Annotated in this window: 13 protein-coding genes and 1 pseudogene; 5 read left to right on the plus strand and 9 right to left on the minus strand. The window is 68.3% G+C overall.

Annotated elements, in window-relative coordinates; translation table 11 throughout:
* Positions 1 to 16: 16 nt before the first annotated feature.
* From ILP86_RS02695 to ILP86_RS02710, 4 genes are all read right to left on the minus strand, one after another.
* Positions 17 to 667 carry a TetR/AcrR family transcriptional regulator gene (locus tag ILP86_RS02695; protein ID WP_046747624.1) on the minus strand — a complete coding sequence of 217 codons (651 nt, stop codon included), beginning with the start codon at positions 665 to 667 and terminating at the stop codon, positions 17 to 19.
* On the minus strand, positions 664 to 2,844 hold the full coding sequence (locus tag ILP86_RS02700) for a YhgE/Pip domain-containing protein (protein WP_113680137.1): 2,181 nt from the start codon (positions 2,842 to 2,844) through the stop codon (positions 664 to 666). The genes ILP86_RS02695 and ILP86_RS02700 overlap by 4 nt, the downstream gene beginning before the upstream one ends.
* On the minus strand, positions 2,841 to 5,792 hold the full coding sequence (locus ILP86_RS19870; RefSeq protein WP_193761299.1) for a YhgE/Pip domain-containing protein: 2,952 nt from the start codon (positions 5,790 to 5,792) through the stop codon (positions 2,841 to 2,843). The genes ILP86_RS02700 and ILP86_RS19870 overlap by 4 nt, the downstream gene beginning before the upstream one ends.
* A gap of 66 nt (positions 5,793 to 5,858) precedes the next feature.
* The gene (locus ILP86_RS02710) at positions 5,859 to 6,413 is read right to left on the minus strand and encodes a hypothetical protein (protein WP_058630715.1); all 555 of its coding nucleotides are present in this window, start codon (positions 6,411 to 6,413) and stop codon (positions 5,859 to 5,861) included.
* 122 nt (positions 6,414 to 6,535) lie between these two features.
* Between ILP86_RS02710 and ILP86_RS02715 the strand changes: the two genes are divergently transcribed.
* Positions 6,536 to 7,255 carry an SDR family NAD(P)-dependent oxidoreductase gene (locus ILP86_RS02715; protein ID WP_193761300.1) on the plus strand — a complete coding sequence of 240 codons (720 nt, stop codon included), beginning with the start codon at positions 6,536 to 6,538 and terminating at the stop codon, positions 7,253 to 7,255.
* A 325-nt stretch (positions 7,256 to 7,580) separates the two neighbouring features.
* Here the strand turns inward: ILP86_RS02715 and ILP86_RS19560 are convergent.
* A pseudogene (locus ILP86_RS19560) lies at positions 7,581 to 7,856 on the minus strand (NAD(P)-binding domain-containing protein); the annotation flags it as partial.
* 11 nt (positions 7,857 to 7,867) lie between these two features.
* Positions 7,868 to 8,968 (minus strand): LLM class flavin-dependent oxidoreductase, encoded by a 1,101-nt coding sequence (locus ILP86_RS02725; RefSeq protein ID WP_193761301.1) that lies wholly within the window; start codon positions 8,966 to 8,968, stop codon positions 7,868 to 7,870.
* Positions 8,969 to 9,064: 96 nt separating this feature from the next.
* Between ILP86_RS02725 and ILP86_RS02730 the strand changes: the two genes are divergently transcribed.
* Positions 9,065 to 9,565 (plus strand): MarR family winged helix-turn-helix transcriptional regulator, encoded by a 501-nt coding sequence (locus tag ILP86_RS02730; protein WP_193761302.1) that lies wholly within the window; start codon positions 9,065 to 9,067, stop codon positions 9,563 to 9,565.
* A gap of 49 nt (positions 9,566 to 9,614) precedes the next feature.
* On the opposite strand, the gene ILP86_RS02735 is transcribed toward ILP86_RS02730, so the two are convergent.
* Positions 9,615 to 10,187 carry a GNAT family N-acetyltransferase gene (locus ILP86_RS02735; RefSeq protein ID WP_193761303.1) on the minus strand — a complete coding sequence of 191 codons (573 nt, stop codon included), beginning with the start codon at positions 10,185 to 10,187 and terminating at the stop codon, positions 9,615 to 9,617.
* A 2-nt stretch (positions 10,188 to 10,189) separates the two neighbouring features.
* On the minus strand, positions 10,190 to 10,501 hold the full coding sequence (locus ILP86_RS02740; RefSeq protein WP_046747632.1) for an NIPSNAP family protein: 312 nt from the start codon (positions 10,499 to 10,501) through the stop codon (positions 10,190 to 10,192).
* A 77-nt stretch (positions 10,502 to 10,578) separates the two neighbouring features.
* On the opposite strand from ILP86_RS02740, the gene ILP86_RS02745 reads away from it, so the two are divergent.
* Both ILP86_RS02745 and ILP86_RS02750 read left to right on the plus strand, forming a co-directional pair.
* A complete protein-coding gene (locus tag ILP86_RS02745; protein ID WP_179516081.1) occupies positions 10,579 to 11,472 on the plus strand; it encodes a formylglycine-generating enzyme family protein in 894 nt (297 codons plus the stop codon).
* Between the two features lie 87 nt (positions 11,473 to 11,559).
* The gene (locus ILP86_RS02750; RefSeq protein ID WP_193761304.1) at positions 11,560 to 13,062 is read left to right on the plus strand and encodes an arylsulfatase; all 1,503 of its coding nucleotides are present in this window, start codon (positions 11,560 to 11,562) and stop codon (positions 13,060 to 13,062) included.
* Here ILP86_RS02750 and ILP86_RS02755 read toward each other — a convergent pair.
* Positions 13,017 to 14,072 (minus strand): LacI family DNA-binding transcriptional regulator, encoded by a 1,056-nt coding sequence (locus ILP86_RS02755; RefSeq protein WP_193761305.1) that lies wholly within the window; start codon positions 14,070 to 14,072, stop codon positions 13,017 to 13,019. The two genes, ILP86_RS02750 and ILP86_RS02755, sit on opposite strands and share 46 nt — an antisense overlap.
* 127 nt (positions 14,073 to 14,199) lie before the next feature.
* Here ILP86_RS02755 and ILP86_RS02760 point away from each other — a divergent pair, with 127 nt between their 5' ends.
* Entirely contained in the window at positions 14,200 to 15,435 is a 1,236-nt protein-coding gene (locus ILP86_RS02760; protein WP_058630709.1) for an amino acid ABC transporter substrate-binding protein, read from the plus strand.

Here is a 15,435-nt window from a genome sequence, read left to right on the forward strand (position 1 = left end):
ACGCGTCAGCAGGCGCTCAGCCCCGGGCGAAGATCTCGGGATGCGCGTCGATGAGCTCGGCCTGCTCGGTCCAGGAGAGCCCCACGATGCTGAGCACCACGCGCACGACGGTCGCGTCGGCGTCGGTCGTGGTCAGCCGTAGCTCGCGCAGCGTGGCCCTGGCCGTCTCCTCGATCAGGAAGGCGAGCAGTTCAGGGGGCATGTCGCCGCGGAAAGCTCCCGATCCCACCCCCACTGCGGTCAGGTCGCGGATGCGTCGTCGCAGCGGAGCCAGGGCGCGGACGGTGTCGGCCAGATGCGCGTCGTCGAGTGCGATGTTCGCCGAAGCGCGCACGGCCGAAGCCTCCCGCCAGAGCCGAGTCGCCATCCGCGCCAGGGTCACGCGCGGATCGGACTCGTCCGTGGTCTCGGCGATCGCGTTGAAGCGCTGCGCCCCCACCGCGATCACCTCGCGCAGCAGGCTGTCGCGGTCGGCGAAGTGGCCGTAGACGGCTCGGCGTGTGAGACCCGCGGCCTGCGCGATCGCATCGAGGGAGGCTGTGGGATTGGTCGCGAGCACCGATTGCGCCGCCCGCAGCAGGGACTCTCGGTTGGCCAGGGCATCGCGACGCCGGCGCGGAGCCGGAGCGGCGGTCTCCTGCCCGTCTCGCGGAGTCGCGGTGCTCACGACATCACCTTGGTCGAGGCGAGGGCATCGACCAGCTTGCGGTTGTAGTTCACGAGCGGTCGCCGCAGCACGAGACCGAGGAGGAGAGCGGGGACGATGAACAGCGCGAGAGCACCGAGCGACCACCAGAAGTCGCCCTGATAGACGCCGGCGATCGCCGAGCGAACCATGTTCACCGCGTAGGTCGCGGGAAGGAAGGGGCTGATGCTCTGGAACCAGTCCGGCAGCAACTGCAGGGGGTACGCGCCGCCCGAGCCCGAGATCTGGATCACCAGGAGCAGCACCGACAGCGCCTTGCCCGCGTTGCCGAACGCCACGACCGCGGTGTAGACGATCAGGGTGAACACGGTCGAGATCGCCCACCCCGCCAGGATCAGCAGCAGCGGATGCGCCGGTTCGATCTGCACGAACAGGATCAGTCCGAGCGTCAGGAGCGTGCTCTGCGCGAGGCCCACCAGACCGAAGACGCCGTAGCGGCCGAGGTACTTCTGCGTGGGGGTGAGCTCCGGCCGGTCGGGCAGCGTCTCGGCGTTCACGTCCGTGCGGATCGTCACGGTCATCAGAAGAGCGCCCACCCACAGGGCGAGGATCATGTACAGCGGAGCCATGGCCGCGCCGAAGCCTGCCACGGGGAACACCGCCGTGCGGTCGAGACGCACGGGCTCGGCGAGCGAGGTCGCCAGCACACCGGGGTCCGCGCCGACCAGGGCACTGAGGTCACCGGTGTCGGCGGCTTTTCCGATGGACTGCTGCACGCCGTCGAACCTGTCGGCCAGGGAGTTCAGCGCCGCCGACAGCCCGGTCGTGGCCTCCTGGGCACGGGACAGGGTGGACAGTACGGAGTCGGACGCCCCGGACAGACCCGACGTGATGCCGGACAGGTCGGAGCGGATCGCCGAGACGTCGGAGCCGATCTGCGCGAGCGTCGACGAGAGGGCGTTCAGCTTCGTCTTGAGCCCGTCGTCGTACGCGGTTCGCGCGTCGGCGATCGCCTTCTTGGCGTCGGCGATCGCGGCGCTGATCTCCTGGTGGGAGCCCTGCGCCGCGTCGTTGCCGGCCGCGATCTGCGTCGCCGTGTCCTGGAGCCGCTGCTGCAGGGCCTGCTGGCGCGCGATCGCCTCGTCGAGTCGGCTGATCACCGCGTCGAAGTCGGACTGCGCGGAATCCGGCAGGTTCGGTCCGACCTGGGTCTCCAAGGTGTTCTTCACGGCCTGGTACTGGTCGATCTGCTGCTGCACGCGCTCGGCGAGCGTGGTGATCGCCTGCACCTGGCTTCCGCTGAGCGAGTCCGCGCCGGCGTACAGCTCGTCGATGCGCTGACCGACGGCGTCGTAGCTGCTCGACGTCGCCGCGAGGGCGTCCGCCAGCGACTGCGCGGCCGTCTGCAGGGTCGACTTGAGAGCGCCCGCCGCATCCACACCGCTGCCGAGGGCGCCAGAGGTGTCCTTGAACGCATCGCCGGCCGAACCGACCAGGCCAGAGGCGCTTTCCAACAGAGGACGACTCGCCTCGAGCAGAGCGGTGAACGTGTCGGCGGTCGTCGCTCCGGACCGCAGCTGATCTCCGACGCTGCCGAGTCGCGCCTCGATGCGGTTCAGCGCCGCCTGCGTGTCGTCATCCGTGAGGTAGTCCGACATCGATGAGACGAGGCCGAGCGCCACGTCGCCGAGGGTCTGGGCGAACGTGTCGCTGATCGCGGACGACACTCCTTCCGCACCCTGCCCCGTGATCTTGGGGGCCAGGGCATTCTTCTTCTCGTTCGTGTAGAGCGCGATGTGGGTGCGGTCGCCGCCGTCGGCATAGAACGTCAGCATGTCGGCGCTGAACGTCTCCGGCAGCACGATGGCGGCGTAGTACTCGCCCGACTTCGTCCCGTCGATCGCATCGCGCTCGTCCGTGATGACCCAGTCGAGCTGGTCGTTCCCGCGCAGCTGTGAGAGCACCTGCTCGCCGACGTTCACGCGGATCGGCACGAGATCGCTCTCGTACCCGGCATCCGTGCTCGCGACCGCGATCTTCAGATCCTTGGTGTTGGCGAACGGATCCCAGCTGGCGATGACGTTGAACCACGTGAACAGCGACGGGATGACGACGAGGCCGAACAGCACGATGCAGGCCATCACGTTCTGGGTGGCGTGACGCACGTCGCGGCGCGTCAGATCCAGGATGTTCTTCACGCGCGGTCCTCCCCTTCGGCTCGCTCGGCGGTGTCTTGTTCTGCGGTGTCTTGTTCAGCGGTGTCTTGTTCTGCGGTGTGTTCTTCGGCCGTGTCGTCTTCAGTTGTGAGTTCGGGCGCGGTGTCGGGTTCGGCGGTTCGGCGCTCTGCGGGTCGGCCCTCAGCGGTGGCGGATGCGGAGCTGTCGGGCTCGGGGGCCGGGCCCTCGGGCTCCTCGACCGACTCCGTTTCTCCTTCCGGCTCGAACCACTCGGTGAGCAGCGCGTGTGCCTCGGCACCCGAAGCCGTCTCGGTGTCGGCAGCGGGCGCGGTGTCGGCAGCCGTCTCGGTATCGGCAGCGGGCGCGGTCCTGGTGAGCGGAGCGGTCGTGGCCACGTCGTGGGCAGCGGTCCCCACGGGCAGGGCCGCGTCCCGGACTGCGGGTCCGGCGAGCGCGAGGCGGCGCAGCTCGGTGTCGTCGAGCGCCGCGACCTCGGCACCGTTCTCGAAGCTGTGCTTGATGTATTCGATGGCGACGAGGAATCCGATGACGAGGAGGATCCACAGGGTCCACAGGCCCAGCAGCAGGGCTTTGGATCCGGGGAGAGCCCAGGTGAGGACACCGAGCACGACGAGGCCCGCCACCCCGGTGAGCACCGTGCCCTTCAACAGCATCGGGTACCGGCGCGTGAACGGTTCGGCGCGCCGTGCCAGATCGTCGCGGTAGTCGCTGCGGTTCGAGAGGGCGCGGATCACGTCGGTGAGCCGGTATCCGTTCCCGACGACCTGCACCTTCTCGCCGATGAGCAGGTCGGTGGCGAGCACCTGTCGGTTGAAGAGCAGGGTGAAGTTCGCGAGACGGCGGCGCAGGACGAGTCCGATGAGGAAGGCGAGCACCACGAACACGGCGAGGGCGCCGAGGAAGCGCCAGTAGTGACCGTCGTAGAAACCGCCGATGGTCTCGCGCATCGCGTCGATGCCGTAGGAGAACGGCAGGAGCGGATAGATCGCGCGGAAGAAGCCTGGCATCAGCTCGATCGGGTACAGGCCGGAGGCGCCGGGGATCTGCATGATCACGAGGAGGATGCACAGTCCGCGGCCGACGTGCCCGAACGCCACGCACAGGGCGTAGACGATGCTCACGTAGGCGAGGGCGATGAGCACACCCGTGCCGACGAAGGCGAGTGCGCTGACCGTCTGCACCCCGATGATGAGGTTCCCGGTGCACACGATCAGCGCTTGGCCGATGGCGAGCGTCGCGAAGAGGAAGAAGCGGCCGAAGTAGGCCTCTCGCACCGTCACACCCTCGACCCCCTCGGTGTCGACCTCGACGCGGAAGATGACCATGAGCACGAAAGCGCCGATCCACAGTGACAGGTTCGTGAACAGTGCTGCCATCGCCGAGCCGTAGGTGTCGACGGGGAACACCAGGTGCTCGTCCACCTCGACCGGGGAGGAGATGAACTGGGCGATCTGCTCGGGCTCCAGGTCGGTGAGGGTGCCGAGCAGACCCCATTCGGATGCGGCGTTCAGCGCGACCACGTCGGTGCGCGAGGTCTGCAGGCCCTGTTCGATGCCGGCGAGGTCGCCGTCGAAGCTCGTGAGTGCCGCGGAGGTCGCGACGAGCTGTGAGTCCAGTCCGCCGAGCAGCTGGTCCGCCTGGGCGAGCACACCCTTCTGCGCATCCAGTGCGGCGGAGAACGAGCCGACGCTCGCCGACAGCTGCGCCATGGCGCTGTTCAGCGCGGGGACGGTGCCGGTGAGGATGTCGCGCATCGAGGACGACGCGTCCCTGGTGTCCTGCATCGCGCGGTCCACGGCATCGGCCGTCGCCTGGATCGAGCCGACGGTGTCGGCGGCGCCGGCCTTGAGGGTCTTCAGGTCGGCGAGCAGCTGCTGGTCGGTGGCGTTGCGCTCCTGCAGGGAGGCGATCACCTCGGTCAGGCGCTGCTTCGTGTCCTCGCTGAGGTCGGTGTCGTCGAGGAGCGCCTGCAACCGGGCGGCTGCCGCCTCGTTCGCCTTCAGCACGGCGGAGACGTCGTCGATACCGGCATCGATGCGCACGCCTGCCTGCTCGAGGCTCTGGGTGAGGCGCGTGATGGAGACGTTCGCCTTCGAGGAGGCGTCGGCGAGCAGGGTCGTCCCCTGCAGGAACGCGGTGGTGGCGCTGTCGGTGAAGGTGATCACCTCCTTCTGCGTCTCGGCGATGATCGACTGCGTCTGGGCGAGCGATCTCTGTACGTCACCGAGGGTCGTGTCGACGTCGCCGAGGGTGCTCCGTGCGGACGAGAGCGTGTTGCGGGAGGAGGCGAGACCGTCCTGCGTCTCGGCGAGGTTCGCTCGAGCCGAGGCGAGTGTCTGCGCTGCCTGGTCGAAGGCGTCGAGGGTGTTGTCCCTCGCGTTCAGCAGGCGGAGCTCGGTGGAGTCGCCGACGTCTTTGAGGGCGTTCGTCGCCGCCAGGGCGACCTGTTCCTTGAAGGCGCTCGTGACCTGCTTGTCGAGCTCGGAGGCGCCGACATCCGTGATCTTCGGGGCGATCGCCCCGGCCTTCTCGTTGACGTAGTACTTCAGCGCCGGCTGCGTGAAGTCGTCGCTGGTGATGCTGATCAGGTCTTCGCTGAACGATGCCGGGATGACGATGGCGGCGTAGACGTCGCCGCTCTTCACGGCCTCCTGGGCTTCGTCCTCGCCCATGAACGTCCACCCGAGCTGGTCGTTGTCCTCGAGCTGTGTCGTGACCTGCTCGCCGATGTCGATGTGGCCGGTGAGATCGGAGGTGGCGCCCTCATCGAGATCGACCACCGCCACGCGGATGTTCGCCGTGTTGGCGTAGGGGTCCCAGAACGCGTTGATGTTGAACCACGCGTACAGGGCCGGCGTGATGAGCACGCCGATGATGATGATCCACGCCTTGGGCACGCGGGAGAGTCTCTTGACGTCGCGCTTGTAGACCCGCCAGCTCTGTTTCACAGGACGAGTTTACACATTACGTGCACACCAACGTGCAAGTTAGCTGAAGAAACGGCGTCGCGCACATCAGTCGAGCGTGGTGACGGTCATCTCGTTGGTCGCGGTATCGCACATCGTCAGCTGCCACGACGGTGCGCCGTCCTTCATGACGCGCGCCATCTCGACGATGAGCGGACTCGGATAGGTCTCACCCGAGAGCTGGGCCGCGCTGTAGGCGCTGCTGCCGTCCATCTGCTGCTCCGCTGCGGTGAGCTCGGTCTCGCCCGTGGCGATGACCTCCAGCGTGCGGACATCGACCAGGGACTCCTTGCCGAAGCTCGGATCGTCGACCGGCTCGCCGAACATGTCGTGCCGGGTGTCGGCGCTGCGCAGGCGCCAGACGAAATCCCCGTCGACCCACTCGAGGCGAAGGCCGACGATGCGCCCGCCGATCGCCTCGGACTCCCCGGGGAGGGATTCGAGGAAGTCGGAGGGCCACGAGACCTCCGCCGGCAGGCAGGTGCCGGGGAAGCCGTCGCCGACGGCCGTCGGCGCGCTCGGGATCGCGGCGGAACACCCGGCGCACGCCAGGACTCCGGCGAGGAGGAGCGCGCTCGCGCGCAGGCGGGGGGAGCTGGGCATCGGTGCCTCCATGGTCGGTGGTGCGCGTCGTGATCGGCCGCTGACGGGCCGCGTCGTCGCGCTCCTGGGATCCTAGCCGTGGGCTCTCGCCCGGTCGGCGGCGACAGGTCTAGAGTCACCCCATGAACGACATCGCACTGATCACCGGCACTTCATCGGGCATGGGGCTGCACGCCGCCGTCGAGCTGGCACGGCACGGGCTGCACGTCGTCGCCACGATGCGCGACACGGGGAAGGCCGCAGCGCTGCGGGAGGCGGCGGCCGTGGCCGGCGTGGAGCTCGACGTGCGCGCCCTCGACGTGGTCGACCACGGGGCGGCGGCACGTCTGGTGGCCGAGGTCGAGGCCGAGCTCGGCGGTATCCGCGTGCTGGTGAACAACGCGGGGCAGGGGAGCGTCGCCACCGCGGAGCAGCTGACGATGGCGCAGATCCAGGCGCAGTTGGACGTGAACTACCTGGCACCGGTCAACCTCGCCAAACTCGTGCTGCCCGGCATGCGCGAGCGCGGCACCGGTCGCATCCTCACCGTGACGAGCGTGGGCGGGGCCGTCGGGCAGCCGTTCGCCGATGCGTACTGCGGGGCGAAGTTCGCCGTGGAGGGATTCATGCAATCGCTGGCGGTGGTCGCCGAGCGCTTCGGCGTGGGGGTCAGCGTGATCGAGCCGGCCGCAGTCGCGAGTGCCTTCGTCGAGAACGCCGTGCGTCCGGAAGGCGGTGGACCTTACGGCGCGCTGTTGGATGCGTACATCGCACGGACCGCCGGCGCCTTCGCGAACGCGCAGACAGCGGAATCGGCAGGGTCCGCCATCGCCGCCGCAGCGCTGGCGGACGAGTACCGGTGACGTCGGCGCCGAAGGCGCGTGTGCCCGGCTGCAATGCGGCTCCCGATGCCAGGGTGTCCATCACCACCGGATCGAAGCCGAGCCTGTCGATGAGCGCCGCGCCGACGGCGGTGTCCGAGGCGTCGTCCCCGGCGATGGCGATCGCCTTCCGTCCCGGCGCTCCTGCCGGTCGGGCCTCGTCTTCCAGGTCGTGGTAGCCCATGTGGTTCAGTGCCTTCACGACGCGTGCGCCCGAGAGGTGCTCCTGCACCAGCTCGCTGGTCGAGGTGCGCGGATCGCTCAGATCGTCGCGGATGCCGTCGGTCTCCCACCAATAGTTCATGGCATCGAGCACGAGCGTGCCGCGCAGCTGCTCGACCGGAAGGGTGCGGTACTTGCCGAGCGGGAGAGCGAGGATCACGGCGTCCGCTCCGGCTGCCGCCTCCTCGGCTGTCGTCGCGACCGCACCGGGGGCGAACACGTCGACGGTCAGGGCGATGCGCTCCGGAGCGCCGGAGCCGGCGATGAGCACGCGGTAGCCCGCAGCCAGCGCCAGGCGTGCGATCGTGGTGCCGACCTTGCCGGCGCCGAGGATCCCGATGGTCTCGATCGTGTCGTTCATGACGCTCTCCTTCAGGCGTGGACGGCCTTGTCGTCCTTCGTGATGCGGGCGAGACCGGGGTCGGCGAACGCGCCCTCTCCCGGGTCCTCCGCGAGCAGTTCGCGCACGCGCGGCGCGACCACCTCCCCGAAGAGACGGATGCTGCGCTCCCGCACATCCTTCGGCAGGTGCATGATGTCGTACTTCAGGTCGAACCGCGACAGGTGGTTGCTGCGAACGGCCGCCGCGACCTTGTGCGCGACCGACTCGGGGGAGCCGACGTAGAGGGCGCCGGTGTCGACCTCCTCCCGGTAGCGCTCGAGGGTGGGTGCATAGAAGCCGCGCTCCTTGCTCATCTGCGTCACGACCGGCTCCCAGAACTTCCAGTGCACGTTCTTGGCCTCGTCGTCGGTGTCGGCGATCAGGCCGATCGAGTGCTGCCCGATCGGGAGCTCGGGCCGACCGAACTGCTCCAGTGCGCGCAGGTACAGGCGTGCGTGCCCGGCGAACCGCTCAGGACGACCGCCGATGATCGCCATCATGAGGGGCAGCCCGTGCTCGGCGGCACGGATGACGGAGTCGGGGCTGCCGCCGATGCCGATCCACGCGGGGATGCCGCCCTCCGGCATCCGAGGGTGCAGTCGCACGTTCTCCAGGGGACTGCGGTAGGTGCCGTTCCAGGTGACGCTGTCCTCCCGCATCAGGCGCAGGAACAGGTCGAGCTTCTCCTCGAAGATCTGCTCGTACTCCGCGATGTCGTAGCCGAAGAGGGGGAACGACTCGATCGCCGATGCGCGCCCCAGGATGAGCTGCGCTCGGCCGTTCGAGATGCCGTCCACCGTGGCGAACTCCTGGTACAGCCGCACCGGATCCTGCGTCGACAGCACGGTCACCGACGTGCCGAGCCCGATCGTCGACGTCGCCTGCGCCGCGGCAGCCAGCAGTACGGGGGTCGCGGAATCCACCTGCCCCTCGCGGTAGTGCTCGCCGATGCTGAACACGTCGAGGCCGACGGACTCCGCCAGCTGCGCCTCGCCGATGAGCAGCCGTACCGTCTCGCCGTCGGACATGACCCGGCCTGCGTCCGTCGCCACCTCGCCGAAGGAGTTCAGTCCGAACTCGAGTTCCTTCATGTCCGCCACGACCTTTCTCGCGTCACCGGCCACTCCGGATTGACGTGTCAATAGCCTGCAACCGTAGGATTGACACATCAATTCCCGGGAGGTCGCATGACCGACGAACGTCATCGCCGTACGCCGACACCCGAGCAGCTGCGCGTCTGGCGAGGCTTCGTCGAGACGTCAGCGACGCTGCGGGAACGACTCGCCGCCCGACTGCAGACGTCTTCGGCGCTCTCCACCGGCGATTACCAGGTGCTCCTCGCCCTGAGCGAAGCGCCAGGACACACGGCGCGGTCGTCGGAGCTCGCTGCCCTCATCGACTGGGAGCGCAGCCGCCTCTCGCACCACCTCGGGCGGATGGAGAAGAGGGGCCTCGTGCGACGGGCCCCACGTGCCGATGGGGTGCACGGGGTCGAGGTGCACCTCACCGACGAGGGCGCCGCCGCGTTCCGGTCCGCGAACGTGCCGCACCTCCGCGCCATCCGCGACGTGTTCGTCGACGCGCTGTCCCCGGAGCAGCTCGCGCACCTCGACGACATCACCTCCGCCCTGCGTCGGCACCTCGACCTCGAGAGGGAGGACGGGGACGACGGGCCGGGTCGGCGGTAGCGCCGATCAGAGGTCCCGCCTGGGCGGACGACCTTCCGTCTCCTCCCGATCAGCGTGCGGGGCGCTCGTCCGTGCTCAGCGCCGACATGAGGATGGAGTCGACCCACTCGCCGTCCCAGAACAGCGTGTGGCGTTGCCGTCCTTCGTACCGGAACCCGGCCTTCTCGTAGGAGCGCTGGGCGCGGGGATTGAACGAGAAGACATCGAGACTCACGCGGTGCAGCCGGATGCGGTCGAACGCGTGGTCGAGAACGGCGTGCGTGGCCTCGGTGCCGAAGCCGCGTCCGAGGCGACCGGGGTTCAGGGCGATGCGGAAGTTCATCGCCGCATCGTCCGCCTCCAGTTCGTTGAGCACGACCTCGCCGACGTACCCGCCGGTCTCGAGGTCGATGATCGCCCAGTCCGCGCGGTCGTCTCTGCCGCCGATCGATTCGAGATGCCGCACGACCGCCTCGCGGGTGAACGTCTGGCGCGTGCCGGTGAGCCGCATGCTCTCCTCGTCGAACAGCCCCTCCCACACGCCGTCGATGTGCGCGATGCCGAGCGGTTCCAGTCGCAGCCGCGGGGTCGTCAGGGTGGCGACGTCCGTGAGCGCGGAGACGTCGACGGCCGGTGCGTCCACGCCTACGCTCCGTCGAAGACCGGGCTGAGGAAGCGGCGCTCGTATCGACGGATGCACTGCGTCCTGCGCGCGAAGTCGAAGGCCTCGATGCACTCCGGATCGGTCTTGGATGCCGTCCGATACACCTCGTACTCCGCGAGGGAGGGGAAGGTGAACAGGGCGAAGGCCTCGTCGCTGTCGCCCTCGCTCGGCAGGAAGTAGCCGTGGTGGGTGCCGCCGTGCTTCTCGACGAGACGGATCCAGGTGCGGCCGTAGTCGGTGAACTCGTCCAGCTTGTCCGGATCGATCTCGTAGCGCAGATGAACGGTGATCATGCGGATGATCTTCCCAGATCACCCGGACCGCGGGCGAACCGGACACTACGCTCGGTCTCGTGACGAACTCCCGCGACATGGTCCACATCCCCGGCGGTACGTTCCTGATGGGATCCGAGGACTTCTACCCCGATGAGCGCCCGGTGCACGAGCGCGAGGTCGCCTCGTTCTTCATCGATCGTTACCAGGTGACCAACGCCCAGTACGCCGAGTTCGTCGATGCGACCGGGTACGTCACGGTCGCGGAGCGTCCACTCGATCCCGCGGCCTTCGCCGGTGCGGATCCGGCCGACCTCGTGCCCGGGGCCATGGTGTTCACGCCGACGTCGGGCCCGACGAACCTCGGGGACTGGCGCAACTGGTGGCGCTGGCAGCCGGGAGCGTACTGGCGTCGGCCGTTCGGCCCTGACTCGTCGATCGACGACCGGCTGCAGCATCCGGTCGTGCACGTCGCGTTCGAGGATGCGGTCGCGTACGCCGACTGGGTGGGGATGCGACTGCCCACCGAGGCCGAGCACGAGTACGCGGCCCGCGGCGGTCTCGAGGGTGCACGTTTCGCATGGGGTGACGAGGCCTACCCGGGCGGCGTCGCGCAGGCGAACTCGTGGCTCGGACGCTTCCCCTACGACAACCAGGGGGTGGGCGGCACGGCCCCGGTCGGCTCGTACCCTCCGAACGGCTACGGCCTCTACGACATGATCGCGAACGTCTGGGAGTGGACGACCGACTTCTACACCCCGCGCCACCTCCGCCTTTCGGACACCCCCGTCGATGCCGGCAAGCGCACGAACCTCCTGGCCGCCGCGAGCGCGCAGGAGGGATTCCCCGACATCCCGCGCCGCGTTCTCAAAGGCGGATCGCACCTCTGCTCGCCCGACTACTGCCTGCGCTTCCGGCCGGCGGCGCGCTCGCCGCAGGCCGAGGACACGGGCATGTCGCACATCGGGTTCCGGCTCACCCGCTCCGAGTGAGACCCGCTGGGTTTCCGTGAGGGGAACTGTTTGGCTTCGACCGAGGGTGATCGCCCTCGCCTCACCGGTTGAAGCAAGGAGTCTCCCATGGCTGAGAAGCCCAACATCCTCATCATCTGGGGCGATGACATCGGCATCAGCAACCTGAGCACCTACTCCGATGGTCTGATGGGCTATCGGACCCCCAACATCGACCGGATCGCCGACGAGGGCGTGAAATTCACCGACTACTACGGCGAGCAGAGCTGCACCGCCGGGCGCGCGGCCTTCATCACGGGGCAGAACCCGTACCGCACCGGACTCACCAAGGTCGGGATGCCGGGGGCGAAGCTGGGACTGCAGCCCGAAGACCCCACGATCGCCGACGCACTCAAGCACCACGGCTACGCGACGGGACAGTTCGGCAAGAACCACCTCGGTGACCGCGACGAGCACCTGCCGACGGCGCACGGCTTCGACGAGTTCTTCGGCAACCTGTATCACCTCAACGCCGAGGAGGAGCCGGAGCACCCGGACTACCCGACCGACGAGGAGTTCCCGGGCTTCAGCGAGCGGTTCCGTCCGCGCGGCGTCATCCACTCCTGGGCGAACGGCGACGGCACCCAGCGCATCGAGGACACCGGCCCCCTGACGAAGAAGCGGATGGAGACGGTCGACGAGGAGTTCCGCGACGCGGCGGCCGACTTCATCCGTACCCAGGCAGAGGACGACACTCCCTTCTTCGTCTGGTTCAACTCCACGCATATGCACTTCCGCACCCACACCAAGGAGGAGAGCAAGGGGCGTGCCGGCCGCTGGCAGTCGAACTACCACGACACGATGCTCGATCACGACGACGTCGTCGGCAGTCTGCTCGACCTTCTCGACGAGCTCGGCCTCGCCGAGAACACCATCGTGATGTACTCCACCGACAACGGACCCCACATGAACAGCTGGCCGGACGCGGGCATGACGCCGTTCCGCAACGAGAAGAACTCCAACTGGGAGGGCGCGTATCGAGTGCCGGCGATGGTCCGCTGGCCCGGACGCATCCCGGCGGGGTCGACTCTCAACGGCATCGTCAGCCACAACGACTGGTTCGTGACGCTGCTGGCGGCCGTGGGTGACGGTGACATCGCCGAGAGGCTGGCAGCGGGGACCGAGCTGCACGGCGAGCAGTTCACAGTGCACCTCGATGGTCATGACCAGCTCGACTACATCACCGGCGCCGTCGAGCACAGTCCGCGTCGGCACTTCTTCTACGTCTCCGACGACGGCGATCTCACGGCCCTGCGCTTCGAGAACTGGAAGCTCGTGTTCCTCGAGCAGCGCGCCGCGGGAACGCTGCAGGTCTGGCAGGAGCCGTACATCGAGCTGCGATTCCCGAAGTTGTTCAACCTGCGCACCGACCCGTATGAGCGCGCGGACATCACCTCGAACACCTACTGGGACTGGGTGCTCGACCACGTCTTCCTGTTCGTGCCGGCGCAGGCCTACGTGGGCCGGATGCTGCAGTCCCTCGCCGAGTTCCCCGCCCGTCAGAAGTCGGCGTCCTTCACGATCAATCAGGTGATGTCGAAGCTGGAGTCATCGACCGCGGGCGCCTCCTGAGTGCGCGGTGGGCCGGAGGAGCCCCGCACGATCAGCTCGTGCGTGGTCTCGATCGTGCGCGCCTCATCGCTCGCGGGTCGGAGGATGAGGGACACCGCGTGCTGGCCCATGTCGAACATGGGGATCCGCGCAGTCGTGAGCGCCGGGGCCACATCGGCGGCCACGGCGATGTCGTCGAACCCGACGACGGACATCTCCTCTGGCACGCGGATGCCGTGCTGTCGCAGCTCGCTGAGGATGCCGATGGCCATGGCGTCGTTGAGCCCGACGATGGCCGTGACGTCGCGATCGAGCAGCTCCCTTGCGCCCTCGATGCCGCCTTCGCGGGTGAACGCGCGCGAGATGACGGTGAGCTCCACGCCGGTGCCGTCGGTGCCCTCGCGCAGACCGGCGATGCGGTCGGCGACCGTGTTGAGGTCGAGGGGGCCGGCGACGACGCCGATCCTGCGGTGCCCCAGCCCGGCCAGGTGACGCCCGACGGAGACGCCGGCGCCGTGGTTGTCCGGCAGCACGGCGTCGACGGGGAGGTGGTGTCGACCGATGACCGCGGCGCGTCCGCCGGCGAGGGTGAAGTCGAGGAGCGCTTCGGACATGCCCTGCTCGCGATCGGAGTCGGCGTACCCGGAACCCGCGATGATGATCGAGCCGACGCGCTGACGCAGCAGCGACTTCACCTGGGCGAGCTCGCTGTCGGGTGTGCGGTCGGCCTGCGCGATCTGCACCGAGCGGTTCTCGAGGGTCGCACTGCGGATGACGCCGCTGGCGATGTCGGAGAAGTACGGGTCGCCGATCTCGTGCACCACGAGTCCGATGGTCGGCACGAGCCCGCCGGCCAGGCCCCGTGCGTGCATGTTCGGCTCATAGCCGAGCTGCTTCGCGATCACGCGCACGTGTGCCGCCACCTCGGGGGAGATGCCCGAGCCGCCGGTCATCGCTCGGGAGGCACTCGCCAGGGAGACCCCGGCAGCCTCGGCCACGTCGATGAGTCGTGGCGCGCCCTCACGCTTCACGAAGCCTCCCCCTGAGGAGCAAGATCGACGCTGATTGCGCTGTAGGTTGCTCTTCGTTCTTCCGTCCCACTATAGTGGCGGAAGCGCTTACGAAAGCGCTTTCGCTACGATGACGTAGGAGACTCGGATGACTGCACCCAGACACGGTCGACGGATCGCTGCGGCGATCGGAACGCTCTCGATCGCCGCGCTCACGGTTACGGCCTGTTCCGGAACCGGCGACCAGGGTGGGGGAGGTGGCGCCGACGATCCCATCGTCATCGGCATCTCGCTTCCCCTCACCGGAGACTTCTCGGAGCCGGGGAAGGGCGTCGAGCGCGGGTACGAAGCCTGGCGCGACATCGTCAACGAGAACGGCGGACTGCTCGGGCGGCAGGTCGAGCTGAAGATCCTCGACGACCAGTCCAACGCCGACCGGGTCGTCTCCGACTACGAGTCGCTGATAGCGCAGGACGGCGTCGACCTCGTGTTCGGCCCGTTCTCGACTCGTCTCGTCGTCCCCTCCGCCCGCGTCGCGCAGGAGTACGGCATGTTGTTCGTCGAGCCGGCCGGTGCCGCAGAGGAGGTCTTCGAGCAGGGCTTCGACAACCTCTTCTACGCCGCCCCCGCGATCGCGAACGACCACTACAACAACCTCGCCGAGTACCTGCTGGCCCTTCCCGAGGACCAGCGTCCCGAGACCGCGGCCGTCGCGGCGATGGACGACCCCTTCGCGCAGGGCACCGCCTATGGTCTGCGCGACAAGCTCGAGGATGCGGGCGTCGAGATCCTCGTGAACGAGGTCTATCCGCCCAACACCACCGACTTCTCCACGATCGCCGCGAAGATCGCGCAGTCGAACGCCGACATCGTGATCGGCGGGACGCAGTACCAGGACGCGGTCAACCTGATCATCGCGCTGCAGCAGCTGAACTATCAGCCCGAGCTCGCCGCGTTCTCCACCGCTCCCACCAACCCGGAGTTCGCTTCGGCGATCGGCGGCGCGACCGAGGGGATCCTGGCGCCGACCGGCTACTCGCCGAAGTCGCAGTTCCCGAGCAACGTCGAGTTCGTCGAGAAGTACACCGAGATGCACGGCAACCCGCCATCCGAGGATGAGGCGAACGCCTATACGACCGGTCAGGTCGTCGCGGCGGCGGTGGAGGCCGTGGGCTGCGCCGAGCAGGGCGACTGCCAGCAGAAGCTCATCGACTGGTTGCGCGACAACGAGGTCGAGACGGTCGTCGGTCCCCTCAGCTGGGACGAGACGGGCAAGCCCACCGGCGCCCACCTCATCCAGCAGTGGATCGACGGCGAGATCCTGATCGTCCTCCCCGAGGACGTCAAGGAAGCCGACTTCCTGTACCCGAAGCCGACGTGGTGA

It is taken from the genome of Microbacterium sp. R1, assembly GCF_015159725.1.
GTDB classification, from domain to species: Bacteria; Actinomycetota; Actinomycetes; order Actinomycetales; family Microbacteriaceae; genus Microbacterium; species Microbacterium oxydans.